Origin of the sequence: Leisingera aquaemixtae, assembly GCF_019801145.1 — a bacterium.
Taxonomy (GTDB): Bacteria; Pseudomonadota; Alphaproteobacteria; order Rhodobacterales; family Rhodobacteraceae; genus Leisingera; species Leisingera aquaemixtae_A.
The window spans coordinates 783929-808879 of sequence record NZ_JAHVJQ010000001.1 but is presented as its reverse complement, the minus strand read 5'-3'; the positions used below and the strand labels follow the sequence as shown (position 1 = coordinate 808879).

19 protein-coding genes are annotated in these 24951 nt (G+C 63.9%); 15 read left to right on the top strand and 4 right to left on the bottom strand.

Features of this window, described 5'->3' with window-relative positions; genetic code table 11:
• Window positions 1-25 precede the first annotated feature (25 nt).
• The 8 genes from KUW17_RS03955 (at window position 26) to rarD (ending at window position 7473) form a co-directional block, all read left to right on the top strand.
• Window positions 26-3058 (top strand): sarcosine oxidase subunit alpha family protein, encoded by a 3033-nt coding sequence (locus tag KUW17_RS03955; protein WP_222476062.1) that lies wholly within the window; start codon window positions 26-28, stop codon window positions 3056-3058.
• Window positions 3051-3617: a sarcosine oxidase subunit gamma gene (locus KUW17_RS03950; protein ID WP_222476060.1), complete on the top strand. Its 567-nt coding sequence runs from the start codon at window positions 3051-3053 to the stop codon at window positions 3615-3617. The genes KUW17_RS03955 and KUW17_RS03950 overlap by 8 nt, the downstream gene beginning before the upstream one ends.
• A 211-nt stretch (window positions 3618-3828) precedes the next feature.
• A complete protein-coding gene (locus KUW17_RS03945; protein ID WP_261396962.1) occupies window positions 3829-4263 on the top strand; it encodes a hypothetical protein in 435 nt (144 codons plus the stop codon).
• Between the two features lie 202 nt (window positions 4264-4465).
• The gene (locus tag KUW17_RS03940; protein WP_222476058.1) at window positions 4466-4900 is read left to right on the top strand and encodes a hypothetical protein; all 435 of its coding nucleotides are present in this window, start codon (window positions 4466-4468) and stop codon (window positions 4898-4900) included.
• Window positions 4901-5098: 198 nt separating this feature from the next.
• Window positions 5099-5698: a superoxide dismutase gene (locus KUW17_RS03935; protein ID WP_222476057.1), complete on the top strand. Its 600-nt coding sequence runs from the start codon at window positions 5099-5101 to the stop codon at window positions 5696-5698.
• Window positions 5699-5844: 146 nt separating this feature from the next.
• Complete coding sequence (locus KUW17_RS03930; protein ID WP_222476056.1) at window positions 5845-6045, top strand: hypothetical protein; 201 nt, start codon at window positions 5845-5847, stop codon at window positions 6043-6045.
• Window positions 6045-6500, top strand: coding sequence for a host attachment family protein (locus KUW17_RS03925; protein WP_222476055.1), 456 nt, complete (start codon window positions 6045-6047; stop codon window positions 6498-6500). The genes KUW17_RS03930 and KUW17_RS03925 overlap by 1 nt, the downstream gene beginning before the upstream one ends.
• A 61-nt stretch (window positions 6501-6561) precedes the next feature.
• Window positions 6562-7473, top strand: coding sequence for an EamA family transporter RarD (rarD, locus tag KUW17_RS03920; RefSeq protein ID WP_222476054.1), 912 nt, complete (start codon window positions 6562-6564; stop codon window positions 7471-7473).
• Here the strand turns inward: rarD and KUW17_RS03915 are convergent.
• Window positions 7410-7961 carry a TIGR00730 family Rossman fold protein gene (locus KUW17_RS03915; protein ID WP_222476053.1) on the bottom strand — a complete coding sequence of 184 codons (552 nt, stop codon included), beginning with the start codon at window positions 7959-7961 and terminating at the stop codon, window positions 7410-7412. The genes rarD and KUW17_RS03915 overlap by 64 nt on opposite strands.
• Window positions 7962-8085: 124 nt before the next feature.
• On the opposite strand from KUW17_RS03915, the gene KUW17_RS03910 reads away from it, so the two are divergent.
• Together KUW17_RS03910 and KUW17_RS03905 are read left to right on the top strand one after the other, a co-directional pair.
• On the top strand, window positions 8086-9696 hold the full coding sequence (locus KUW17_RS03910) for a LysM peptidoglycan-binding domain-containing protein (protein ID WP_222476052.1): 1611 nt from the start codon (window positions 8086-8088) through the stop codon (window positions 9694-9696).
• A 96-nt stretch (window positions 9697-9792) separates the two neighbouring features.
• Window positions 9793-11622 (top strand): ABCB family ABC transporter ATP-binding protein/permease, encoded by a 1830-nt coding sequence (locus KUW17_RS03905; protein WP_222476051.1) that lies wholly within the window; start codon window positions 9793-9795, stop codon window positions 11620-11622.
• Window positions 11623-11686: 64 nt separating this feature from the next.
• Here KUW17_RS03905 and KUW17_RS03900 read toward each other — a convergent pair whose 3' ends face one another.
• Window positions 11687-13858, bottom strand: coding sequence for a methyl-accepting chemotaxis protein (locus tag KUW17_RS03900; protein ID WP_222476050.1), 2172 nt, complete (start codon window positions 13856-13858; stop codon window positions 11687-11689).
• Window positions 13859-14423: 565 nt separating this feature from the next.
• Between KUW17_RS03900 and KUW17_RS03895 the strand changes: the two genes are divergently transcribed.
• Window positions 14424-14753, top strand: a complete 330-nt coding sequence (locus KUW17_RS03895; RefSeq protein ID WP_222476049.1) for a hypothetical protein — start codon at window positions 14424-14426, stop codon at window positions 14751-14753.
• Between the two features lie 76 nt (window positions 14754-14829).
• Here the strand turns inward: KUW17_RS03895 and KUW17_RS03890 are convergent, their stop codons facing one another.
• Together KUW17_RS03890 and KUW17_RS03885 are read right to left on the bottom strand one after the other, a co-directional pair.
• Entirely contained in the window at window positions 14830-18660 is a 3831-nt protein-coding gene (locus tag KUW17_RS03890) for an efflux RND transporter permease subunit (RefSeq protein WP_222476048.1), read from the bottom strand.
• Window positions 18657-19772 carry an efflux RND transporter periplasmic adaptor subunit gene (locus KUW17_RS03885; RefSeq protein ID WP_222476047.1) on the bottom strand — a complete coding sequence of 372 codons (1116 nt, stop codon included), beginning with the start codon at window positions 19770-19772 and terminating at the stop codon, window positions 18657-18659. Before KUW17_RS03885 ends, KUW17_RS03890 begins: the two co-directional genes overlap by 4 nt.
• A 288-nt stretch (window positions 19773-20060) precedes the next feature.
• Here KUW17_RS03885 and KUW17_RS03880 point away from each other — a divergent pair, with 288 nt between their 5' ends.
• From KUW17_RS03880 to KUW17_RS03865, 4 genes are all read left to right on the top strand, one after another.
• Window positions 20061-20732, top strand: coding sequence for a hypothetical protein (locus KUW17_RS03880; protein WP_222476046.1), 672 nt, complete (start codon window positions 20061-20063; stop codon window positions 20730-20732).
• Between the two features lie 53 nt (window positions 20733-20785).
• A complete protein-coding gene (locus tag KUW17_RS03875) occupies window positions 20786-22108 on the top strand; it encodes a PQQ-like beta-propeller repeat protein (protein WP_222476045.1) in 1323 nt (440 codons plus the stop codon).
• Window positions 22109-22194: 86 nt separating this feature from the next.
• Window positions 22195-23658 carry a ribosome biogenesis GTPase Der gene (der, locus tag KUW17_RS03870; RefSeq protein ID WP_222476044.1) on the top strand — a complete coding sequence of 488 codons (1464 nt, stop codon included), beginning with the start codon at window positions 22195-22197 and terminating at the stop codon, window positions 23656-23658.
• A gap of 319 nt (window positions 23659-23977) precedes the next feature.
• Window positions 23978-24931: a fatty acid desaturase gene (locus KUW17_RS03865; protein WP_222476043.1), complete on the top strand. Its 954-nt coding sequence runs from the start codon at window positions 23978-23980 to the stop codon at window positions 24929-24931.
• Window positions 24932-24951 lie beyond the last annotated feature (20 nt).

Sequence of the window (24951 nt, the reverse complement as noted above, 5' to 3'; positions counted from 1 at the left end):
CTTTTCTCTTGAAAGGTCTGCGCACATGAGCACGCGTCTTGCCAAGCACGGCCGGCTGATCGACCGCTCCAAACAGATCGCCTTCACTTTCAACGGCAAGTCCATGAAGGGTTTCGCCGGTGATACGCTCGCATCCGCACTGCTGGCCAACGGCCAGGTGATGATGGGCCGCTCGTTCAAATACCACCGCCCGCGCGGCGTTGTCGCATCCGGCTCCGAAGAGCCCAACGCGCTGATGCAGCTGGGTGTGGGCGACCGTTACGAGCCGAACCAGCGCGCCACCACCACCGAGCTGTTCTCGGGCCTGACCGCGCAGTCGCAGAACCACTGGCCGAGCCTGGAGTTCGACGTTCTGGCGGTGAACAACAAGCTGAGCCGGTTCCTGACCGCCGGCTTCTACTACAAGATGTTCATCCACCCGCGCCCGCTGTGGAAACACGTCTATGAGCCGATCATCCGGAAGTCCGCAGGTCTGGGCGCAGCCCCCGACAAGGAACTGAAGGATGCCGACACTTACGAGCACTTCTACTTCTTCGCGGATGTGCTGGTCATCGGCGGCGGTGTTGCCGGCCTGCAGGCCGCCAAGGCAGCTGCAGCCTCCGGCGCCAAGGTTCTGGTGCTGGAGCAGAACAGCCACTGGGGCGGCCGCGCTCCGGTCGACGGCGGCACCATCGACGGCGAAGCGCCCGAGGTCTGGATCGAAAAGACCCTCGAAGAGCTGCGCGGCATGGACAACGTTACGCTCCGCGACCGCTGCATGGGCTCCGGCGTCTATGACCACGGCTATGCCCTGGGCTATGAGCGCCTGACCGACCACGCACCGGGCCAGGGCGGCCCGCGCCACCGTCTGTGGCGGATCCGTGCGAGCCAGATCGTCACCGCAACCGGTGCGATCGAGCGTCCGCTGTCCTTTGCAGGCAACGATGTTCCCGGCGTGATGCTGGCGGCCTCGATGCGCGACTATGTGGTGAACTGGGGCATCAACCCGGGCCAGAAGGTCGTGGTTGCCACCAACAACGACGATGCCTACCGCACCGCGCTGGTGCTGCATGACGCAGGCGTCGAAGTGGTCCGCGTGGTCGACACCCGCGAAACCGGCGGCGGCGCGCTGATGGAAGCGGTCCGCGAAAAGGGCATCCGGGTCGAACTGGGCCGCGCCATCGCCAAGGTGAAGGACGGCAAATGTGTGACCGAGGTCGCCATCTGCGCCCAGAACGGCGAAGGCGGTGCCCGCGAGACCGTGCAGGCTGACGCGGTTGCCATGTCCGGCGGCTGGTCGCCGGTGGTCCACCTGTGGTCCCACTGCGGCGGCAAGCTGATCTGGGACGAGGTGAACGCCAATTTCCGCCCCGATGCCTCCCGTCCGCCGCTGGGCCACGACGGCAACGGCTTTGTGGTTCCGGCAGGTGCCGCAAACGGCGAGTTCGGCCTGGGTGCGCTGCTGGAAGACGCAGCCGCGGCTGGTGCAAAAGCAGCCGAAGCGGCCGGCTTCCCGGCGAAATCCGTTGCGGCTGCCAAAGGCGAGTCCGAGGCGGAAGCGCAGATGGAAGCAGTGTGGCTGATGCCTGCCAAGGCGGACATCAAGCTGCGCATGAAGTCCTGGCTGGACTACCAGAACGACGTGAAAGTGTCGGACGTGCAGCTGGCTGCGCGCGAAGGCTACGAAAGCGTCGAGCACACCAAGCGTTACACCACGCTGGGCATGGCCACCGACCAGGGCAAACTCTCGAACATCAACGGCCTGGCCATTCTGGCCGACAGCCTGAACTCCGAAATCCCGCAGGTGGGCACCACCACCTTCCGTCCGCCGTACCATCCGATCTCGCTGGGCGCGATCGCTGGCGAGGCACGGGCCGAGATCTTCCAGCCGGTGCGCAAGACACCGATCTACGACTGGTTCGACAAGAACGGCGCGGATTGGGAACCGGTTGGCCAGTGGCGCCGTCCGTTTTCCATCAACAAACCGGGCGAGGACCGTCATGCCGCGGTGAACCGCGAAGTGAAGAACACCCGCGAGAACCTCGGCCTGCTGGACGCCTCGACGCTGGGCAAGCTGATCGTCAAAGGTCCCGACGCCGGCAAATTCCTGGACATGCTGTACACCAACATGATGTCCACGCTGAAGCCGGGCAAATGCCGCTACGGCTTGATGTGCACCGAGAACGGCTTCCTGATGGACGACGGCGTGGTTGCCCGCATCGACGAGGACACCTTCCTGTGCCATACCACCACCGGCGGTGCCGAGCGCATCCACGGCTGGATGGAAGAGTGGCTGCAGACCGAATGGTGGGACATGAAGGTCTACGTCGCCAACGTGACTGAGCAGTATGCCCAGATCGCCGTTGTCGGCCCCAACGCCCGCAAGGTGCTGGAAAAGCTGAACGCGGCCGCTGGCGGCGGCATGGATGTCTCGAAAGAGGCGCTGCCGTTCATGGAATGGCGTGACGGCAAGATCGGCGGGTTTGACGCCCGGGCTTACCGGATCTCCTTCTCGGGCGAACTGTCCTACGAGATCGCGGTTGCGGCCTCCGAAGGCCAGGCGTTCTGGGATGCCCTGATGGACGCAGGCAAGGAATTCGGCGTCATGCCTTACGGCACCGAGACCCTGCACATCCTGCGGGCCGAGAAGGGCTTCATCATGATCGGCGACGAGACCGACGGCACCGTGATCCCGCAGGATCTGGGGCTGCACTGGGCACTGTCCAAGAAGAAGGAAGACTATCTGGGCAAGCGCGCGCAGCAGCGTTCGCACATGGTCGATCCGGACCGCTGGCAGCTGGTTGGCCTGGAAACGGTCGACGGTTCGGTGCTGCCCGACGGCGCCTATGCGGTGGGTGAAGGCGTCAACGCCAACGGCCAGCGCAACATGATCGGCCGGGTGACCTCGACCTACCACTCCGCAACCCTGGGCCGCGGCATCGCCATGGGCCTGGTCAAGCACGGCCCCAAGCGGATGGGCGAAGTGATCGAGTTCCCGGGCACTGACGGCAAGACCTACAAAGCCAAGATCGTTGACCCGGTCTTCTACGATAAGGATGGAGAGAAGCAGAATGTCTAAGGCTGTTTCCGTACTGAACGGCGCCCGATTCTCGGGTCTGGCCACCGTCGAGGATGCCGGTCTGCAGGGCATGATCACCCTGCGCGGCGATCTGGGGTCCAAAGCGCTGAAGGCGGCTGTCAAAGCCGCCACCGGCGCCGAGGTTCCGGCACAGGGCTCCATCTCGGTTGCCGAAAACGGCGCCGCGGCCTGGATGTCCCCGGACGAACTGCTGCTGCTGGTTCCCTATGAGGACGCAGTTGCCAAGACCGCAGAAGTGTCTGAGGCGCTGAAGGGCGAGCACGCGCTGGCAGTGAACGTCTCCGACGCCCGTGCCTTCTTCCGCCTGTCGGGCGAGGGTGCGCGCGAGGTGCTGGGCAAGGTGAGCCCGGTGGACTTCGATGCCGCGGCCTTCAAGCCGGGCCAGTTCCGCCGCTCGCGGCTGGCGCAGGTGGCCGGCGCCTTCTGGTTGAACGACGACGGCAGCTTCTGCATCGTCTGCTTCCGCTCCGTCGGCGAGTATGTGTTCAAATTGCTAAGCGCAGCAGGGCATCCTCAAAGTAAAGTGGGTGTTTACTAAAATTTTTGCTCGCTTTCTGCTTGTGACGCCTTTACGCGTCATTTACGGTGCCCTGGAGACCCTCCGGGGCACCTGTTTTTTTAGGCCCCGTTCCTGGTTTCACCTTTTGCATTAAGTGCAAGTGGTTGAATTAAGGCTGTTTCCTGTGGGGGAGGTAGTGTTGTGAAGTTGTTTCAGGGAGCGGCTGATGAGTTTGCCGAAATGCGGAGCCTTGGCTTTTGTTTTTATGGTCGCCGGGGCCGCGGCCCTGGCCGGGACCACCTTTCACTGCAGCTTGAAACCGATTTCCGGCTCGGCCTGGATTCCCAGCCGGATCACCCTGCATTTCACTGATAACTTCCGCACCGCGCAGGTCACCGACCTGACGTTTGGCGTGGCGGTGCCGGCCAAGGTGGTGCAGCACAGCAAGACCTCTTACGCGCTGAGCTGGGCACTGACGGGCCTGGCCGTTTATTCCGAACCGGGAATTGCACGCCCGCGTTTCCGCGCGGTGCTGAACACGGCGAACCAGAAGATGAGCCTGCAGGCGGCCAAGAAAGGCGGCAATGCAAAACTGCCGCGCGGCAGGGGGTTTTGCGAAACGGAGAACAGCCTGTCGCTGCTGGCGCAGAACGAGGGAGATCTGCCGCAGCCAGCTGAATGGTGACAGACTAACCGTTTGCCAGAAATGTCTCGGTATCACCGCCGTTTGGGTTCCTGTGTCCAAGTTCTAATCGTTAGTCTCTCCTTCGATGTGGTTGCACATGATTGCTTATCCGTGAGGTTGAATTTTTTTCTCTCGCAGAAATTGAAGTCGCTGGCGGGTTCAAGTTAGAGCGGCAAGAAACTACTTAACAGAGTTTGGAACAATGAACATAAATCGACGGTCGGCAGCACTGGCATTTTGCGGTGCCGCTATCCTTTCTTTGCCTACTGCCGCCTTTGCTGCGCAGCCCGTTCAGAAGTATTTGTGCGATATTAGAACGTATGGGCAAGGTGGCTGGGTTCCGGAGGAAACGCTTCTGACGTTTCTCGATGATGGTAAGACGGTCGAAGTACTGGACCCTTTTATCTGGCATGTGGAAAGAGAGGCAGTTGTTACCAGCTACAAGGCGCTGAAGAATGGTAAGGAGCGCTTCAGCTGGGACATGACCTTGCCGGCACAAAGCGGCGTGAAATACCAGGCGACCTACCGGATTGATTTTACAGAAGCTGACCTTTCGGGTCGGATCAAGGCCAATATTTCAGGTATCCGAAACGGCCGTATGGGCGGCTTATTGAAATGCCGAAAGGAGCCTGACTAAACGTTATGAACAGGGCGAGAGCAGGCCTGGCCCTGATGGTGCACAGACCCGTGCGGCCTGACTAGGAACTTATCGGCGGCTGCCTGGTTTTCTACACACATACCTTGCGCGGAAATGCGGCGGTGGCCTCTTGACCTGATAGCGCGCACACCGCATGTATCTGCGCAGGAACGCAAACTTATTTCACAGGGGGCCCAGATGGCTTTTGAACTTCCCGATCTTCCTTATGCACATGACGCGCTGGCCGGCAAAGGCATGTCGGCTGAAACCCTGGAATACCACCACGACCTGCACCACAAGGCTTATGTCGACAACGGCAACAAGCTGATCGCCGGCACCGAGTGGGACGGCAAGTCGCTGGAAGAGATCATCAAGGGCACCTACGACGCGAGCGCAGTGGCCCAGAACGGCATCTTCAACAACATCTCCCAGCTGTGGAACCACAACCAGTTCTGGGAAATGATGGGGCCGGGCGAAAGCAAGATGCCGGGCGAGCTGGAAAAGGCGCTGGTGGACAGCTTCGGTTCCGTCGAAAAGTTCAAGGAAGAGTTCTCTGCCGCGGGCGCCGGCCAGTTCGGCTCCGGCTGGGCCTGGCTGGTCAAGGACACCGACGGCGGCCTGAAAGTCACCAAGACCGAGAACGGCGTGAACCCGCTGTGCTTCGGCCAGACCGCACTGCTGGGCTGCGACGTATGGGAGCACTCCTACTACATCGACTTCCGCAACAAGCGTCCGGCCTACCTGTCGAACTTCCTCGACAACCTGGTGAACTGGGAAAACGTCGCTTCGCGCATGTAAGGCGAGAGCCGCATATTGGCTTGCACGGGCCCGCCGGAGTTTTCCGGCGGGCTTTTTCGTGCGGCACGAATGCTGTTCTGCCGCGTTTCGCACGGAACGCCGGGCGGGATTCTGGCGTTGGTTCTGTGTACGAAAGGAGGACCACCATGGCTGAACGCAAGAGGTCCAAGGACGGACACCGCGAAACCAAGGACATTCTGGGCGAGGAGGGCAGTGCCGCACACGGCGGGCGCACTGGCGGCAGGCTGGCGCGGGAGATTGGCAGCGAGGATGAGGAAAAGCGCGCCAAGGAACGCCCGGCAGGTGCCACCCGGGTTCGAAAATCCAATGAGCAGGAGGTGAAGTGATGACCCGGCTTTCCCACGGCACCTATGTCCTGGTGGCTGACAGCGAAAAGGCGCTGTTTCTGGAGAACACCGTCGACGGGGACGATCCGTATCTGCAGGTGCGCCGCAAGGATGAGCAGGACAACCCGCCGGACCGGGAGCAGTCCGCCAACCGGCCAGGGCGGTTCAACGACGGCCCGAGCGTCCACCGGTCCGCTGTCGACGACACCGACTGGCACCAATTGGCCAAGGAGCGGTTTGCCAAGGACCTGTCGGACAAACTGTATGAGATGGCCCACCGCGGTGAATTCGAGAAACTGGTTCTGGTCGCCGCGCCGGAGGTCCTGGGGGAACTGCGCAAGACCCTCCGCAAGGAAGTCTCCGACCTCGTGGTCGCGGAGATCAGCAAGAACCTGACCGGTCACGAAATCACCAGGATCGAAGAATTGGTCAAAGACGCGCTGCGTCACGGCTGACCAGGGTTGACCTGCGCTTCTGCCCGGTGTCTGTGAAACGAAAGCCGGGCAGGAGCATGTTATGGGCGAGGCACAAAAAGGCGTTCTGGCACTTTGTGCCTCCTGCACCGTTTGGGGGCTTTCCGGCATATATTACAAGGCGCTGTCGCATGTTCCGCCGGAGCAGGTTCTGTCGCACCGGGCGCTGTGGTCATTTGTGTTTTTTGCCATCGTGCTGTTGTGCCAGGGCCGCATCGCCGAGCTGGGGGCGGCGCTTTCCACCCGCCGCAGCGCGCTCTTGCTGGCGTTTGCCTCGGCGATGATTTCGCTCAACTGGTTCATCTTCATTTCGGCTGTTCAACTGGGCTACGCGACTGAGGCAAGCCTTGGCTATTACGTCTTTCCGCTGCTGAGCGTGCTGCTGGGACGGCTCGCATTTGGCGAGCGGCTGGCAGCGGCGCAGGGCGTGGCGGTATGCCTGGCGGGCCTTGCCGTGGCGGTGCTGTCGTTCGGGCTGGGGGCCGCGCCCTGGATTCCGCTGGCGCTGAGCTTCAGCTTCGCGCTTTACGGTGTTGTTAAGAAACAATTGCCGCTGGGGCCGGTGGTTTCCGTCACGGCCGAGGTTGCGCTGCTGTTGCCGGTTGCGCTGACGATCATCTGGATGACCGGCGGCGCCGGTTTCCTGGGCGGCGTTGGCGATGCGCTGATGCTGATGTTTTCCGGCATCCTGACCGGCCTGCCGCTGATCCTGTTCGCCTACGCCGCCCGCAGGGTGCGGCTGGGCACCGTGGGCGTGCTGCAATACCTGAACCCGACGCTGCAGTTCCTGGTGGCGGTGCTGGTCTTTGCCGAGCCATTCACCCCCTGGCACGGCACCGCCTTTGCGCTGATCTGGAGCGCGGTTGCGGTGTTTTCCTTCTCGGCGCTGCGTCAGGAACGGGCATCGCGCAGGGCGGCGATGGCGGCCACAGGCGTGTCGGCCCAGATCAGGTAATCCGGGGTTTCCTGACTGGCGAAGCCCTGGCTCACCACTTGGTCCAGCAGGTCACGCAGCTTGTCCCAGTAGCCTTCGGTGTTGAGGATCACAATCGGATTGGAGTGCAGCCCCAGCTGGCGCCAGGTCAGCGCCTCGAACAGCTCATCCAGCGATCCGGCGCCGCCGGGCAGCACAACCACTGCATCGGCGTTCCACAGCATCACCTTCTTGCGTTCGTGCATGGTTTCCGTAACCACATAGGTGGTGAGGTCGGATTTCCCCACCTCGCGCCGCTCCAGGTGGCTGGGGATCACCCCGAAGGTTTCGCCGCCAGCCTTTTGCGCGGCGCGGGCAACTTCGCCCATCAGCCCGACATCGCCGGCGCCGTAAACCAGCCGCATCCCGTTTTCCGCCAGCGCGGTGCCGAAGGCGCGCGCCGCCTCGGCATAGGCGGGCAGCACCCCGGCGCGGGATCCGCAGTAGACACAGACGGATTTGATGCTCATCGGCCAGCCTTTCCGTGGAATATCAAGGTGAAAACCAATTGGTGTTTTGACCCGTGATAGCGGGGTTGTTAGATTCCCTCAACTAAGCGGAAGGTCACATTCCGCAAATGCCGAAGGGAATGAAATGGCGGAAGCATCTGGAAGCGGGGGTCTTGGGGCCCTCACACTTGGCGGTATTGCCGGCGTGGCCGTGGTCGTGGGCGGCGTGGTGCTGTACCAGCTCGGGGTGTTTGGCACGGTCGCGCCCGAAGGCGTGGTGGTGAGCGAAGAGACGGCAGGGCAGGCGGCAAACAGCAACAGCGCGTTTTCCGGAGAAGGCGGGGAGTCCGGCCAGCCGCTGCAAAACCGCGCAGCGCGGGACGCCGGAAGTGAACAGGCTGAAACGGCGGACGCCGGTCAGCAGGAGGACGTTGAGGCTCCGGAAACAACTGCCGGTGGGGAAGCCGCGGCTGAAGATCAAAGTCAGGCTGTAACTGCTGAAAATATAACAGAAGTAACCGCTGATGACACGGCCTCCGGCAGTGCCGTCGAAGTAGATCAGGAAGCAGGGGAAGGCACTGAGCTGGCGGCCCTGGAAGCGCCTGCGGATGCGGCGGCGGAGCCGCAGCCGGAACCGGAAACCGAAGCGCCGAAACAGGATATTTTTGTTCTGCAGGCGCCGGAGTTGGATCTGGTCCGTGTGGACAGCGATGGCGCCGCGGTGATTGCCGGCCGGGCGCAAGAGGGCGTGCAGATCACTGTGCTGCTGGACGGCGAAGTGCTGGAGCAGCTGGAGGTGCCTGCCGGGGGTGAATTCGTTTCGCTGACGTCCATTGCGCCCAGTGCGGATGCCCGGGTGGTGTCATTGCTGGCAGAGCATGACGGTGAACAGAGCGCATCCGGCGCGTCCTTCATCCTGGCGCCGGTCAGCCCGGTCGCCGCCGCGCCGGCGCAGAAGGCTGAAGAAATTGCAGAGGGGGCAGAGGACCAGGTTGCTGCACTTCCGGCCGGCGAGGCGCAGGAGGCCGCTCAGACACAAGCGGATGCCTCTGCGCCCGAGCCGGATGCTGCCAGCGGGGCAGCGCAGGCAGCAGATGCCGTTCAAGGAACGCAGGTTGAGGAAATAACCGCGGCAGCTGAGCCTGCGGCTGAAGACCCGGCGCCTGCCGCGGAGCCTGCCGCGCCGCAGCCGCAAGGCCAGTCCGTTGCGGTGCTCCGGGCCGATCAGGACGGGATCGAGGTGGTGCAGCCTGCTGTGCCTTCCGACCCGGAGCTGAGCGAAGAGGTGGCACTGGATTCCATCAGCTACAATGGCTCCGGCGGGGTGGACCTGTCAGGCCGGGCGCGCCCGCAATCGCGGGTGCGGATCTATGTCGACAACCGGCCGGTGGCCGAACTGGACGCCGCCCAGGACGGCCGCTGGACCGGGCGGCTGGCGGACGTGGCGCCGGGTGTCTACACCCTGCGGCTGGATGAGATCGAACCGGCCTCCGGCAGGGTGGTGAGCCGCCTGGAAACCCCGTTCAAGCGCGAAGCGCCGGAGCTGCTGCCCAAGCCGGAGCGCGATGCGGACCCGGATCAGCCGGTGCCGCTGGTGCGGGCGGTGACCGTGCAGAAGGGCGATACGCTCTGGGCAATTTCGCAGGACAAATACGGCAGCGGGTTCCTGTATGTGCGGGTGTTCGAAGCCAACAGGGGCGCAATCCGCAACCCGGACCTGATCTATCCGGGGCAGGTCTTCACCATTCCCGAATGACCATGGAAAACGCGCCCTTGCGGCGCGTTTTTTCTGTGCACCCCTCGCAAAACCGTGAACAGGTGAATATCTGGAGGTGTCTAGCCAGGAACCGCCATGACCCAGACAGACCAGGCCGCCGCGCCGCCGCAAGCAGACATCGCCCAGGACGAACGCCGCTCCGGCCTGCGCACGCTGCGCAAGGTTGGCCCGTATCTGTGGCCCGAGGGAAACCGCGGGGTGAAAGTCCGGGTGGTGCTGGCATTGGCGGTGCTGGTGCTGGCCAAGCTGATCGCGGTCTATACGCCGATGCTGTACAAGGGCGCGGTCGACAGCCTGGCGGGCGAGGGCGTGCCGCCGCTGGCGCTTGGCGCTGTGGGGCTGACGGTGGCCTACGGCATGGCGCGGATCCTCACCACCGGGTTCCAGCAACTGCGTGATGCGATCTTTGCCCCCGTCGGGCAGCGGGCGCTGCGGCGGCTGGCGCTGGAGACCTTCACCCATATCCACCGCCTGTCGATGCGCTATCACATCACCCGCAAGACAGGCGGTCTCAGCCGGATCATCGAGCGCGGGGTGAAGGGGGTCGAATTCCTGCTGCGCTTCATGCTGTTCTCGATCGGGCCGCTGATCCTGGAGCTGACGCTGGTTGCGGTGATCCTGACGGTGCTGTTCGACGCCTGGTACCTGGTTGTCGTGGCGGTCACCATCGGGCTTTACGTCTGGTTCACCTTTGCGGTCACCGAATGGCGGGTGAAGCTGCGCCGGGAGATGAACAAGCAGGACACCGATGCCAACCAGAAGGCCATCGACAGCCTGCTGAACTTCGAAACCGTCAAGTATTTCGTTGCCGAGGAGCGCGAGGCGGAACGCTATGACGGCGCCATGCGGGGCTATGCGCAGGCGGCGCTCAAGACCGCCTATTCGCTGGCGGCGCTGAATTTCGGCCAGAGCGTGATCATCACCGCGGGTCTGGTCGGGGTGATGGTGATGGCCGCCATCGGGGTGGAGCAGGGCAATCTGACCGTCGGCGACTTTGTCATGGTCAATGCCTACATGATCCAGATCACCGTGCCCTTGAACTTCCTGGGCACCGTCTACCGGGAGATCCGCCAGAGCCTGGTGGACATGGGAGAGATGTTCGACCTGCTGGAACAGCCAGCCGATGTGAGCGACAGGCCAGGCGCTGGCAAGCTGCAAGTCAATGGCGGCCGCATCACGCTGGAGAATGTGCGGTTCTCATACGATGCGGGGCGTGAGATCCTGAAGGGCATCTCGTTGGAGGCGGAGCCGGGCCAGACCGTGGCCATCGTCGGCTCCACCGGGTCAGGAAAATCGACCATCGGGCGGCTCTTGTTCCGGTTCTACGACGTCACCGGCGGGGCGCTGAAGATCGACGGCCAGGACGTGCGCGGCGTAACCCAGCAAAGCCTGCATCACGCCATCGGCGTGGTGCCGCAGGACACCGTGCTGTTCAACGACACCATCCGCTACAACATCGCCTATGGCCGCGACGGGGCCACGCAGGAAGAGGTGGAGCAGGCGGCCCGCGATGCCCAGATCCATGATTTCATCATGGCGCTGCCCGAAGGCTATGACACCCAGGTGGGTGAGCGCGGGCTGAAACTGTCGGGGGGCGAGAAGCAGCGGGTGGGGATTGCCCGGACGCTGTTGAAGAACCCGCCGGTGCTCTTGCTGGACGAGGCGACCTCGGCGCTGGACACCGACACCGAACAGGAAATCAAGGAGGCACTGGCGCGGGCCGGCCAGGGGCGTACGGTGATCACCATCGCCCACCGTCTGTCCACCATTGCCGAGGCTGACCGGGTCGTGGTGCTGGAACAGGGCGAGATTGCCGAGACCGGCACCCATGAGGAGCTGCTGGCCAAGGACGGCCGTTATGCCCGGCTGTGGCAGCGCCAACAGGCTGATCAGGACGCAGCCTGATCAGCCCAACAGAAAAGGCCGGCCACAGCGGGCCGGCCTTTGGTTCATTGATCCGGGGCAGGGTTCAGAAATCCTGCCAGGCGCCGCCGTTGGCGGCCTTGGCGGCCAGCGGCACGGCGATTGCAGGCTCGATGCCCGGTCCATGCGCACTGGGCACCGGAGGCTGCACGGCGCGGGGCGGCCGGGGCGCGGAGGCCTGGCTGCCGGAGATTTTGAATTCTCCCATCAGCTCCGCCAGCTTGCCGGCGTCGGAATGCAGCATATGCCCGGCGGCGGTCGCCTGTTCCACCATGGCGGCGTTCTGCTGCGTGACCTGATCCAGCTGCGTGACCCCGGTGTTGATCTCGCTCAGGCCGGTGGATTGCTCTGCCGCGCCGCTGGCGATGTCGGACACCAGTTTGGAGATGTGATTGACGCGGCCGACGATGCTCGCCAGCGCCTCGCCGGTTTCGCCAACCAGGTCGACGCCCTGGCTCACCTGCTTGGAGCTGTCGCCGATCAGCGCCTTGATCTCGGTCGCGGCATCGGCGGAACGCTGCGCCAGGGCGCGCACTTCGCTGGCGACCACGGCAAAGCCCTTGCCGGCCTCGCCGGCGCGGGCGGCCTCCACCCCGGCATTCAGCGCCAGCAGGTTGGTCTGGAAGGCGATGTCGTCGATCACGCCGATGATCTGCGAAATCTTGTTGGACGACTGTTCGATCCCGTTCATGGCTGCCACCGCCTTGCGCACCACTTCGCCGCTGGTTTCGGCTTCCTGGCGGGCTTCCTCCATAGTTTGCTCAACGTTATGCGCGCCTTCGGCAGCGGACCGCACCGAGGCCGTCAGCTGTTCCAGCGCGGCGGCGGTTTCTTCCAGCGTGGCGGCCTGGCTTTCGGTGCGGTTTGACAGATCGTCAGAGGCCTGGCTGATCTCGGTCGCACCGTTGTGGATGCTGCCGGCGGCTGAGATCACCTGCTCGATGGTGTCTTTCAGCGTCTGGACGGTTGCATTGAAGCTTTGGCGCAGCTCCTCGTATTCCTCGGGGAAGGCCTCTTCGATGGTGCAGTCCAGATCGCGCTGCGACAGCCGGGCCAGCTGCGCGTCCAGCTTGCCCACCACGGCACCGCGGTCAGCAATCCGGTTCGCTTCAATCGCAGCCAGCTTCTCCTCGGCCTCTTCCAGCGCTGCGCGGGTCTGTTCCATCGCCCGGCTGAGATGTCCGATCTCCGCCTTGGAGTCGAGATTTGCCGGTTTGAAGCTGAATTCCTTGCGGGCCAGTTTTTCCAGATCAGCCTGCAGGGCGCCGAACTGGCGGGTGAAGGCGGTGATCAGGCGCAGCCCGATGGCGGCGCTGACGGCGAGAGACAGGACAACTGCTGACAGAGTGATGATCAGCGCCTGCTGTGCCTGGGCCTGCTCATGGGTGGCCAGGCCGGTCATCGCGTCCGTCACGGTGATTTCCGCATCCCGCAGCGAACTGACCCACTGGGTTGCCCGGCCGAACCAGTCCGCGGCCTGGTATTCCGGCGCGGGATCGCCGGGGCGGGTTTCCAGAACCTGCTTGCGGATGGCGGGCAGCCCTGTGGGGGTCAGCCCCTTGCGCAGGTCCAGTCCAGGCTGCATCTGTGTGAAAGAAAGACCGGCAATGTCCAGCAGCTGATCTTCGATGGCGCCGGTGCGGGCAAACCAGCCAAAGATGTTCTGGCTGAAGCTGCCTTGGCCAAATCCCGTGGCGCCCGCGGCGCGCTGCTGGCCCGCGGCTTCCTTGGCGTAGGCGAGGCTTACGAGGCCTGAACTGAGCTGGGCAAGTTCGGCGTTCTTCTGATGCAGGAGCCGGGTGCTGACGTCCTCCAGGATACTGGCGATCGCGCCTGAATACCGCGCACCCATCTGGCCGGGCTTTATCTCCAGACCGCTGACCAGGCCGCGCGTGGCAGCCAGCTGATCCAGATGTGCCAGGGCGCCTGCCGCGGCAGGGGGCACCTCAGCGATGGCCGCGTCGACCTTTGCCCTTTCACCGTCGAGTTCTGCCGCGCCGGAAGCGCCGCCGGAAGACAGGAACACGGCGGACAGTCCGCGTTCGACCTGCAAGTGGTGGACCACCTTGGTCAAGGCAACGGAGGCCGCGGTTTCCGCCTGCGTTATCTTTGCATCTTTATACCGGTCCCAGTCATCCAGGGCCTTGAGACCGCCAATGCCCGACAGGGCTACGAAGGGGATCGCGATCAGAGTGAGGATTTGCGATCTTAGTGACATGATATTTTTCCCAACCAGAGAACACGTATAGCGGGATGTTTTCCGCTATCATCTCCCCTTTGCATGCAAGGAATAACATTCTGTGAACGTTGCCGGGCTTGGGCAGGCCGCGTCCGGAGGGGGCAAAAACCGGGCCGCGCCGGATGCGTCAGTTTCTCAGGGCCTTTGCCGCATTTGGGGGAAAAGATGAGTGAATCCTGCCAGTATTTGATGTTTCAAAATTCGAGTGATGGATTGAAAAGAGAAATAAAAACAATGGGTAATGCGCTGAAGTTGCGTGCGGGTCGGGATGGGGGTGCCGAGGGCGGTAAACCTAAAATGCGATGGATTAAACCGCGCAAAAACCGCTGCCTGCTTTGGTGTAGCGGGGCTGCGTCCGGCCGGCCGGTTGGTATCCGAACCAGAACTTCCGGCAAGAAAGGCGCAGGATTGCTGCGTGCGGATGGGCAGCAGGGGAAAACGCCGATTGCATTCCCATTGCAAGGCAGAGCGCGATACTTGTAGTACGCCCGCTCAGGGGCGTAGCGGCATTGGCGCCGGCTGGCCCGCACATAAGGATAAGTTTATGAAAACCATTTTCACCGCCGTCGCTGCTGCAGTTGCATTGCTGGCTGTTCAGGCACCGGCTTTTGCAGAGGATCTCGAGTTTCTGCTGGTCAATGAAAGCAGCGCCAATCTGGTTGAATTCAATGTGTCGCCTGCCTCTTCCGGGAATTGGGAAGAGAACCTGCTGGATGGCGGTGTTCTGGAATCCGGATATGAGGTCGGCGTTCTGATTGCGGACGGCGCAACCACCTGCGTCTATGACATCCGCGGCGGCTTTGCCGACGGTTCCGAAGCAGAGGACTACGGGCTCGACCTGTGTGAGCTGGGCGAATACTCTTTTATCGACTGATCCTGCAGGCCGCCGGGTGATCCGGCCAGCCGCAAAGAAAAAGCCCCGCCAATGCGGGGCTTTTTTGTTGGCCGGCCTATTCTGCGGCACGCAGCCTGCCGCGCGGGGCGGGCGGTTGCGGCTCGTCCTCGTCGGCTTCGGTTTCGCCGCTTTCGGGCGTCTCGTCTTCGACCCATTGGATTTCGGTGGTCGGCAGCTGCCGCGCTTTCTTGAACAGCTTGGAATCCTGCGCGATGCGGCTGGAGCGGCCGCGGGTGATCCGCGACAGCATCCGGCCCAGGGCCCGCATGTAGGTGGAGAACCAGACCCGGATCGACAAGAGCGAGGGTGTCACCACCAGGGTCAGCACGGTGGCGATGCCCAGGCCAAAGACCACGGCGGTTGCCAGCTGTTTCCACCACAGCGCGGTGGGGCTGTCGATGGAGTAGCCGCCGTTGATGAAGTCCAGGCTGACGCCGAACATCATCGGGGTGAGGCCGGCCATCGTGGTGATGGTGGTCAGCAGCACCGGGCGGATACGCGCCTCGGCGGTGCGGATGATCGCCTCGATCCGCGGCATCTGCTGGCTGAACTCCTGATAGGTGTCGATCAGCACGATGTTGTTGTTCACCACGATGCCCGCCAGCGCCACGATGCCGGTGCCGGTCATGATGATCGAGAACGGCTGCTGCATCACCATCATGCCAATCAGCACGCCAGTGGTGGACAGCACCACCGCCAGCAGCACCAGTACCGAGTTGTAGAAACTGTTGAACTGGGCCAGCAGGATCACGAACATCAGCGCCAGCGCGCCGGCAAAGGCCTTGGACAGGAAGGCGCCGGATTCCTCCTGCTCCTCCTGGTCGCCGGTCCATTCCCAGCTGATGCTGCGCGGCAGCGGGTCGCTCTCCAGCCACTCGGTGAGGACGGCAATCCGCTCGTTCGGGTTCACCGGGCTGATCTTGGCGCCATTGTCCAGCGCAGCCAGCACCGCGTCAAAGCTCTCGGCGCCGGTGAGCGCGGCCAGCTGCATCACCCGGCCGTTCGGTGCGGTGAGGGTTTCGCCGTTCGCCTCAGTGCCTTCCGGGACTTCCTTCAGCAGGGCGAGGCGGGTCATTTCCCCGCTGTCCGCATCCTCGATCAGCACCTTGTTCAGACCCGGCTCCACGTCGGCCTTGACGTCATAGAAGCGTTCCTGGCCGATGCGGTTGATCTGGGCGAGCTTCGGCACCGGCTGGCGGGTCACGAAGTTCGACAGAGGCACCAGCCCGTCCGAAGTGCGGACCTTGAGGTTGTCGAGTGTCGACAGCACCCGGTCCTGTTCCGGCAGGCGGACGCGGATCTCGATCTCCTCGTCGGAGCTGTCGACCCGCATGGTGTCCAGCAGGATGCCGCGGGTGACCAGCTGCACCATTGCGCCCACGGTCGCCACATCGGCGCCGTAGCGGCCGGCCTTCTCGACATCGACGTTGATCTGCCAGTCGATACCGGGCAGCGGCAGGCTGTCCTCGATCAGGATCAGCCCGGGGGTGTTTTCGAACTGCTCCCGCGCGGCCAGGGTCGCGGTTGTCAGATCCTCCCAGCCGTCGCCGCGCAGGCGCAGATGCACCGGCTTGCCGGAGGCGGGGCCTTGCGCCAGAGCGCGGACCTCGACCTCGAAACCGGGCAGCTTGCCGAGAATGGCGTTCAGCTCGTCAATCACGGTGTTGCCGTCGTATTCCTCGGCGATCACCTTCTTCTCAAAGCCGAGGTATTTGCTCAGCAGCCCGCCGAACCAGCCGTTCAGCGGCTCGCTCTCGGTGGGGCGCTCCTCCCACGGGATGATTTCGAACTGGACCTGGCCGATAGTGTCCGGCGGCAACTGCGCGCCGGAACTGTCGGTGTTGAGGCCGCCGTCGCCGGCAAAGGAGAACACGTTGATCACCGCGTGGTGGTCCAGGATGACCTCCTCGGCCGCGCGCACCATCTCGTCCTTTTCTTGCAGCGAAATGTTGCCGCGGGCGCGGATATAGGCGGTGGCCTGTTCCGGTTCCGAGTCGACGAAGAATTCGACGCCGTAGTTGTTTTCGCTGAACATCGAGAAGACGGTCATGATGGCGAAACCTACGGCGGCAATGGTCACCACCGGCATCACCGGGTTGCCCGCGATGAACTTGATCACATGGCCGAACGGGGTGTGGTGGTAGCCGGGGGCGACTTCCTGCTCTTCGCGCAGGGCCTTGACCGAGCTGAGCGTGATCGAGGCCGCAAAGGAGGCGAGGGTGAAGACCAGCCCGCCGAACAGCACGCCCGCCATCGGGGCGGTGCCCTCTGCCAGCAGGTAGGAGGGGTTCAGCATCTGCATGGCGCCCGCGAACATGCCCCACATGGAGACCGGCACCAGCACCGCACGCAGCCACCACGGCGCAATCATCCGCAGCGCGCGCGAGGCGCCTTCGAAGGTGCGGCTGATGCGGCCGGTGACGCCGCCCATGACGGGCAGGTAGATCAGCGCCACCACCAGCGAGGCCGACAGCACGAAGATCAGGGTCACGGGCAGCATGCCCATGAATTCACCCGGGACGCCGGGCCAGAACAGCATCGGCAGGAAGGCGCAGAGCGTGGTCGCAGTCGACGACACGATCGGCCAGAACATCCGCTGCGCCGCCTCGACATAGGCGTGCATGGGGCCGGTGCCTTCCTTGATCCGCTTGTCGGCGTATTCCACCACCACGATGGCGCCATCGACCAGCATCCCCACGGCGAGGATCAGGCCGAACATCACGATGTTGGAGATCGAGATGCCCATCAGCGCCAGCAGCGCAAAACACAGAAGGAACGACGTCGGGATCGCAAAACCCACCAGCAGCGCCGCCCGGCTGCCGAGCGCCGACAGCACCACGATCATCACCAGCGCGATGGCGGTCAGCACCGAGCCTTCCAGCTGGCTGACCATCGAGCCGACAACCCGGCTCTGGTCGTTGGAGGTGCCGACCTCGACCGCAGCCTGCAATTCCGCGGGCCATTTCGACTTGGACACCTCCAGGGTCTCTTTCACCAGGTTCACGGTGTCGATCAGGTTGTAGCCCTTGCGCTTCACCACCTGCAGGGCAACCGTGTCTTCGCCGTTGAAGCGGGCGGTGCCCTCGCGGTCCTCGAAGGTGAAGTTGATCTGTGCCAGCTCGCCCAGTTTGACCACCCGGTCTCCGTTGGTCTTGATCGGCAGCTGGTAGATGTCCTTCACATCGTCAAAGGAAGAGGGGATCTTGACCGAGAACGCGCCCTGGCTGGTTTCGACCTCACCGGCCGCAATCAGCTGGTTGTTGTTCTGCACGACATTGATCAGCTCCAGCGCGGTGACGTTGTAGGCTTCCAGCCTCAAGGGGTCGATCAGCACTTCGACCATTTCGTCGCGGTTGCCGGCGATCCCGGCCTCCAGAACCGCATCCAGCGCCTCAAGGTCGTCCTGCAAGTCCTTGGCGATACGCGCCATTGTCCGTTCCGGAACGGCGCCGGTCAGGTTCACGATGACAATCGGGAATTCGGAGAAGTTGATCTCGGTGATCGAGTATTTCTCGGCGCCTTCCGGGAATTCGGCCTCGGCCTTGTCCATGGCGTCGCGCACGTCGGCCATGATGGCGGTCTTGTCCCAGCCGAATTCGAACTCCAGCGCCACCCCGGCATAGCCCTCGGCGGCAGTGGAGGTCATCTTGTCGAGCCCGTCGAGGTCGGCAAGCTCGGTCTCCATCACCTTGACCATCAGGGATTCGGCGTCCTCGGCGGAGATGCCGGGGAAGGGGACAGAGATGAAGAGGGCCGGAATCTCGATGTCCGGCTCGCCCTCCTTGGGCAGCATCGAATAGGCGAAGCCGCCGACAAGCAGCGAAATTGCGATGAAGGCGAGGACCATCCGGGCGCGGCCGGCGGCCCAATCGACGATGCCAATCACTGTTCAGTCTCCCGGTAGGTGGCCGCCACGGCGACGCCTTCGGTCACGAAATCCTGTCCCACCACGATCACATCCGCGGTTTCGGGCAGGCCGCCCAGCCAGACGCCGTCCGCCTCATCCCGCAGAAGCTGCACGGGGTAGAATACCACGGTGCTGTCGGAACCGACAACGCGCACGCCCAGCCGGCCCTCGTTGTTCAGGGTCAGCGCCGATTGCGGCAGCCGGTGCGCCAGCGCGCCGGCCGAGGAAATGGCGATGTCCGCCGTCTGGCCGTCGCGGATGCTGAGATCCGGGTTCGGCACCGTGATCTCCACCTCGAAGGTGCGGGTGGTGGGGTCGGCAGACCGGCTGAGGAAGGTGACCTCGCCCTGGACCTGCTGGCCGGTGGACAGTTCCGCCTGCGCAATGGCGCCCAGGGCAACCTTGTTGACCTCGGCCTCCGGCACATAGCCGACCAGCTTGATGGTATTGAGCTGGATCACCGTGCCGCACAGGCTGCCGGGCTGCAGCAGGCTGCCGAGTTCCGCGGTGTCGCTCTCCAGAAGCCCGTCAAACGGCGCGGTGATGGTCAGATGCCCGATTTCCCGTTCCGCGGCCGCCACTGCGGCCTGCGCGGACCGCTCCGCAGCCTCGGCAGCCGCCAGGCGGGTTTCAGAAGCATAACCGCCTTCCGACAGTTTGGCGGCGGCGGTCAGGTTGATCTTGGCTTCCTTCAGCTGCGCCTGCGCCTGCAGCAGCGAAGCGTTGCGGGTGCCGGGATCCAGTTCGCACAGCAGGTCGCCCTTCTTGACATGGGCGCCCTTGCGCAGCGGTTCGGAAATCACAGTCGAGGTGGTTTCGGCCCGCACCTCCACCTGGCGGATGGCCTGGGTCTGGCCGCGCAGGATCACCGCGTTGCCGATGGTGCGCGCCTTGCTTTGAATGGCCACCACGCCAACACGTGCTTCTTCAGCCTGGGCCAGTTTTTCTCCAGCGGCGGGCGCGGCGCCTGCTTCGGCAGCTTCCGACGCATCCTCGCCGCGGGCAAAGGCCATCAGATCGTCGCGCTCGATAACCACCATATAAAGGCTGGCTGTCACCGCCACTGCGGTCAGTATCGGTACAATGCGCATGTCGGGCCTTTCCTGTTTTCTGTCTTTTCCACGTGCACAATACCCTTGTCCGTCGGCCGGCCGGTCCTGTTCACAGCGGAGTCGCGCGTATGTGATAGGCCTGATATAGGATATGTCCATTCTAAACTAAGTGGTTTAGTTCACATTTCTTGCTTTTCTGCCCTGAATGCATGTGTTTCTGGTGCAAACGGGCCACTTGGCTTGGCCATTGAGCCGGGGTAAGAGGGGCGCGACGCATTCAATACCGGCACCGGCGGAAGCCCGCGCCGCGCATATCAGGGGCTTTTCATGAGCGATACCGACAGCTTTATCGACGAAGTGACCGAAGAGGTCCGCCGCGACCGGCTTTTCCTGATGCTGAAACGCTATGGCTGGATCGGCGGCGTGGCTGTGGCGCTGATCGTCGGCGGCGCAGCGTTCCGCGAATACAGCAAGGCGCAGGAGCAGGCCGCTGCCGAGGCCCTGGGCGACGCGATCACCGCGGCGCTGGAAACCGACGGCAGCGAAAAGCAGGCCGAGGCGCTGGCGGCTGTGTCCTCCGAAGGCGCCGGGGGCGCGGCGATTGCCAAGATGCTGGAAGCGGGCGCATTGGCCGAGGCCGGCAAGACCGCTGAGGCTGTGGCCCGGCTGGAGGCCGTTACCGTCAATGGCGAGCTGCCGCTGATCTACCGCCATATTGCCAGCTTCAAGGCGCTGGCGCTGCAGACCGGGACGCTCAGCGCCGCGGACCGCCGCCTTCAGTACGAGGCGCTGGCGCAGCCCGGCGCGCCGCTGGCACTGCTGGCATCTGAACAACTGGCGCTGCTGGACGTTGAAGAGGGCAACAGCGAGGCGGCAATTGCCCGTCTGCGGGACATCGTTGCGGACGCAACTGTCAGTGCAGACTTGAAAGACCGCGCGTCTCAGGTGATTGTGGCGCTCGGCGGATCCCTGGACGGGGATGCCGCGCCTGAGGGGTAAGGCGCTCCGCGGATGGGAACTTGCGGAACGATAACGGCAGACAGGGCAGGGCAATGACAATAAACAATACTTTCTCCCGGGCACGGGTTCTTCTTTGCACAACTGCAGCCGCGGCTGTGCTGGCGGCCTGCGCTGAGCCGGAGGTCATTCTGCGCGGCGAGCGCGAGGACATCCGGCCCGACGCCGAAGTGGAGATCGTGAACCAGTCCCGCCCGATTTCCCTGCCGCAGCAGGTTGCCAATGCGAACTGGGCACAAGGCCATGGCGCCGAGGCGGGCCGCACCGCGCACCCGGCGCTGGCCGCCGCGCCGCAGCGCATCTGGTCCGCTTCGATCGGCGCCGGCGACAGCCGCCGCCAGCGGATCACCGCAACTCCGGTTGTCGGCGACGGACGCATCTACACGCTGGACAGTGCCGCGCGGGTTTCCGCGGTTTCGCCGCAGGGCCAGGTCCTGTGGCAAAGCGAACTGATCCCGGCCACCGATGACGAGGGCCAGGCCACCGGCGGCGGTTTGGCCTATAACGACGGCGTCCTTTATATCTCCTCCGGCTTTGGCGTGCTGACGGCGCTGAATGCAGCGGACGGCAGCCAGATCTGGCGGCAGGAACTGGGCGCCACCGGCTCCGGCCAGCCGCGCGTGAGCGGCGGGCTGGTTTATCTGGTTGCGGGCGACGACACCGGCTGGGCTGTAAACGCCAAAGACGGCCGCATTGCCTGGCAGATTGAAGCTTCGCCGTCGCCGGCCAATGTCCTGGGCGCGCCTGCGCCGGTGGTGACAAACGATCTGGCGGTCTTTGCCTTCGGCTCCGGCGACCTGATTGCAACCTTCCGCCGCGGCGGCCTGCGCCGCTGGAGCGCCTCTGTTGCTGGCCAGCGCACCGGCCGGACCCTGTCGCGGATCGGCGATGTGACCGGCGCGCCGGTGGTGTCGGGCGGGCGCCTTTACGCGGGCAACAACTCCGGCCGCACCGTGGCGATCGACCTGGAAACCGGCGACCGGCTGTGGACTGCGCACGAGGGCGCGGCGGGCACGGCCTGGCCTGCGGGCGGCAGCCTGTTCCAGGTCAGCGATCTAAACCAGCTGCTGCGCCTGGATGCCGGCAGCGGCGAGGTGATCTGGGCGGTGGACCTGCCCGGCTACCTCAAGGACAAACCCAGGAAGCGCGGCCAGATCCACGTCCATCACGGCCCGGTGCTGGCCGGCGGGCAGGTGGTTGTCGCCTCCAGCGACGGGCTGTTGCGTTTCTTCAACCCGCAGGACGGCAGCCTGGCCCGCACGGTGGAGGTGCCCGGCGGTGCCACCACGGCGCCGGTCGTCGCCGGGCGCACGCTGTATGTGGTTTCCACCAAGGGCGATTTGCTGGCCTACCGCTAGGGTCAAAGGCCCTGTCAGTGTTTCCGGGTGGCACAAGCCGCGCGGATGCGCTATGAGCCGCGTCTGAATCGCAGAAAGCTGGTCTGATGTCCTTTACCCTCGCCATTGTGGGCCGTCCCAATGTGGGCAAGTCCACCCTGTTCAACCGCCTTGTGGGCAAGAAGCTGGCCCTGGTCGACGACCAGCCGGGCGTGACACGCGACCTGCGCGAAGGCGCGGCGCGGCTGGGCGATCTGCGCTTCACGGTGATTGACACCGCGGGTCTGGAGGACGCCACCGACAACTCGCTGGAAGGCCGCATGCGCCGCCTGACCGAGCGGGCGGTGGACATGGCCGACATCTGCCTGTTCATGATCGACGCCCGAACCGGCGTGACCCCGACCGACGAGATCTTTGCCGACATCCTTCGCCGCAAGTCCGCGCATGTGATCCTGGCCGCCAACAAGGCCGAGGGCAATGCCGCCGAGGCCGGCGTGCTGGAAGCCTACGGCCTCGGCCTGGGCGAGCCGCTGCGGCTGTCCGGCGAGCACGGCGAGGGGATGCCCGACCTCTACGGCATCCTGCAGCCGCTGGCGGAGAAATTCGAAGCCGCGGCCGAAGAGCATGCGCCGGTCACCGATGTCGAGGTCTATGAAGAGATCGGCGAGGACGAGGAAGAGATCATTCCGGTCCCGACCGATGCCAAGCCCTTGCAGGTGGCCGTTGTGGGCCGCCCGAACGCGGGCAAATCCACCCTGATCAACAAGATCCTGGGCGAGGATCGGCTGCTGACCGGGCCTGAGGCCGGGATCACCCGCGATGCGATCTCGCTCAAGATCAACTGGAAAGACACGCCGATGCGCGTGTTCGACACCGCCGGCATGCGCAAGAAGGCCAAGGTGCAGGAGAAGCTGGAGAAGCTTTCTGTCTCCGACGGTCTGCGCGCAGTGAAATTCGCCGAGGTCGTGGTGGTGCTGCTGGATGCCAGCATCCCGTTTGAGCAGCAGGACCTGCGGATTGCCGACCTGGCCGAGCGCGAGGGCCGCGCGGTTGTGGTGGCGGTCAACAAATGGGACGCCGAGGAGTACAAGCAGGAAAAGCTGCGCGACCTCAAGGAAGCCTTCGGCCGCCTGCTGCCGCAACTGCGCGGCGCGCCGCTGGTCACCGTTTCGGCCAAGACCGGCAAGGGGCTGGACCGGCTGCATGAGGCGATCATGCGGGCCTATGGCACCTGGAACCGGCGTGTGCCGACCGCGGCGCTGAACCGCTGGCTGGTCGGCATGCTGGAACAGCACCCGCCGCCAGCACCGCAGGGCAAGCGGATCAAGCTGCGCTACATGACCCAGGCCAAGAGCCGCCCGCCGGGATTCGTGGTGATGTGCTCGCACCCCGACAAGCTGCCGGAAAGCTATACCCGCTATCTGGTCAACGGGTTGCGCGAGGATTTCGATATGCCCGGCACCCCGATCCGCCTTTATATGCGCGGGCAAGGCGACAAGAACCCCTACAAGGGCAAGCGGGCCAAGAACGCAGGCGCGCTGGAAAAGCACCTGAAGAAACGCGGCAGCTGACCGGCCAGGGGCGGATACTCCCGCCCGGCCACGCGGCATTCAGAGAATACCTTGGCCCGTTGGGCTTGGCGCCGCCCCAAGGGGCGGCGCTTTTCTGTTGCGCTCAGCCCTGCCGCCGCAAATCCGGCGGGCTTTTGCCGCGCGGTGCTGTCCGCAACGGGCCTATTCCATCAAGAGTGGCAGGGTGGTATCCCTAGGGTTGAGGCGCCTGGCCGCCGCCGCCTTGCCTTTGGCCAGGCCGGAATTATCTGAGGTATATGTTGGGCGGGCTGCGCCTTTCTTCGCATGCCTGTCACATCGCGTATTTATGGAAGAATTCATGGATCTGAGGGCACACACGCGCAAGTTCACCGAAAAAGACAACCGGCTGGCATCGCTCAGCTATTTCGGAACATTTGCGGTTTACTTCCTGTCGCTCTATCTGGCCATCGCCCACGCGGACCGCTGGTATGTGATGCTGCCCGCCGGCGTGGTCTTTGCCTTCGCTGCGGTGCGCCTATACGTGCTGCAGCACGACACCGGCCACCACTCGCTGTTTGAGACCCGCCTGCAGAACGAGATTGCCGGCCATGTGCTGTCGCCCTTCACATTTGCACCGTTTGAGGTGATGAAGCAGAACCACAACCTGCATCACTCCAACATTGGCAATCTGGAGCACCGAGAGACCGGCGAAATCCACACCATGACGGTGCGGGAGTGGAAAGCGGCCGGGTTCTGGGAGCGGCTGGGCTACCGGCTCTACCGCAACCCGTTTGTGCTGGTGCCGCTGGGCTCGGCCTTCACCTATTTCATCCGCTACCGGTGGCCCAAGAACACGGTGCGCTTCGGCGCTGCCGGCGTGGTCCTGCATAATTTGGTGATCGTGGTTATGCTGGGGCTGCTATACTGGGCCGGAGGGATGACCGGCATCTGGGTCTGGCTGGTGTTTTCCTTCCTGGGCGGCATGATCGGGGTGTTTCTTGTCTACCTGCAGCACAATTTCGAAGATACCTACTGGGACCGCCGGCCGGAGCTGAACCCGCAGGTGGCGGCGCTGCAGGGGTCGTCCTGCCTCGACTTCGGCTGGTTCTTCGACATGGCGGTCGCGAACATCACCCTGCATGACATCCACCATTACAACGCGCGCATTCCATCCTACCGGCTGCGGCAGTGCCACTACAGCCTGCCGCCGGAAATGGGGCTGCGCCGGATTAAGTTTCCCGAGGCGGTCCGGGCGCTGACGCTGAAGCTGTGGGACGAGGACAAAAAATGCCTGGTGCCCTTTCCGGCCTGAGGGTTTCCTGTAATGCTTGC

Bases quoted from the DNA above. Each gene is read 5' to 3' on its own strand.
- KUW17_RS03955 (WP_222476062.1), top strand. From the start codon at position 26: ATGAGCACGCGTCTTGCCAAGCACGGCCGGCTGATCGACCGCTCCAAA.
- KUW17_RS03950 (WP_222476060.1), top strand. From the start codon at position 3,051: ATGTCTAAGGCTGTTTCCGTACTGAACGGCGCCCGATTCTCGGGTCTG.
- KUW17_RS03940 (WP_222476058.1), top strand. From the start codon at position 4,466: ATGAACATAAATCGACGGTCGGCAGCACTGGCATTTTGCGGTGCCGCT.
- KUW17_RS03935 (WP_222476057.1), top strand. From the start codon at position 5,099: ATGGCTTTTGAACTTCCCGATCTTCCTTATGCACATGACGCGCTGGCC.
- KUW17_RS03930 (WP_222476056.1), top strand. From the start codon at position 5,845: ATGGCTGAACGCAAGAGGTCCAAGGACGGACACCGCGAAACCAAGGAC.
- KUW17_RS03925 (WP_222476055.1), top strand. From the start codon at position 6,045: ATGACCCGGCTTTCCCACGGCACCTATGTCCTGGTGGCTGACAGCGAA.
- rarD (WP_222476054.1), top strand. From the start codon at position 6,562: ATGGGCGAGGCACAAAAAGGCGTTCTGGCACTTTGTGCCTCCTGCACC.
- KUW17_RS03915 (WP_222476053.1), bottom strand. From the start codon at position 7,961: ATGAGCATCAAATCCGTCTGTGTCTACTGCGGATCCCGCGCCGGGGTG.
- KUW17_RS03910 (WP_222476052.1), top strand. From the start codon at position 8,086: ATGGCGGAAGCATCTGGAAGCGGGGGTCTTGGGGCCCTCACACTTGGC.
- KUW17_RS03905 (WP_222476051.1), top strand. From the start codon at position 9,793: ATGACCCAGACAGACCAGGCCGCCGCGCCGCCGCAAGCAGACATCGCC.
- KUW17_RS03900 (WP_222476050.1), bottom strand. From the start codon at position 13,858: ATGTCACTAAGATCGCAAATCCTCACTCTGATCGCGATCCCCTTCGTA.
- KUW17_RS03895 (WP_222476049.1), top strand. From the start codon at position 14,424: ATGAAAACCATTTTCACCGCCGTCGCTGCTGCAGTTGCATTGCTGGCT.
- KUW17_RS03885 (WP_222476047.1), bottom strand. From the start codon at position 19,772: ATGCGCATTGTACCGATACTGACCGCAGTGGCGGTGACAGCCAGCCTT.
- KUW17_RS03880 (WP_222476046.1), top strand. From the start codon at position 20,061: ATGAGCGATACCGACAGCTTTATCGACGAAGTGACCGAAGAGGTCCGC.
- KUW17_RS03875 (WP_222476045.1), top strand. From the start codon at position 20,786: ATGACAATAAACAATACTTTCTCCCGGGCACGGGTTCTTCTTTGCACA.
- der (WP_222476044.1), top strand. From the start codon at position 22,195: ATGTCCTTTACCCTCGCCATTGTGGGCCGTCCCAATGTGGGCAAGTCC.
- KUW17_RS03865 (WP_222476043.1), top strand. From the start codon at position 23,978: ATGGATCTGAGGGCACACACGCGCAAGTTCACCGAAAAAGACAACCGG.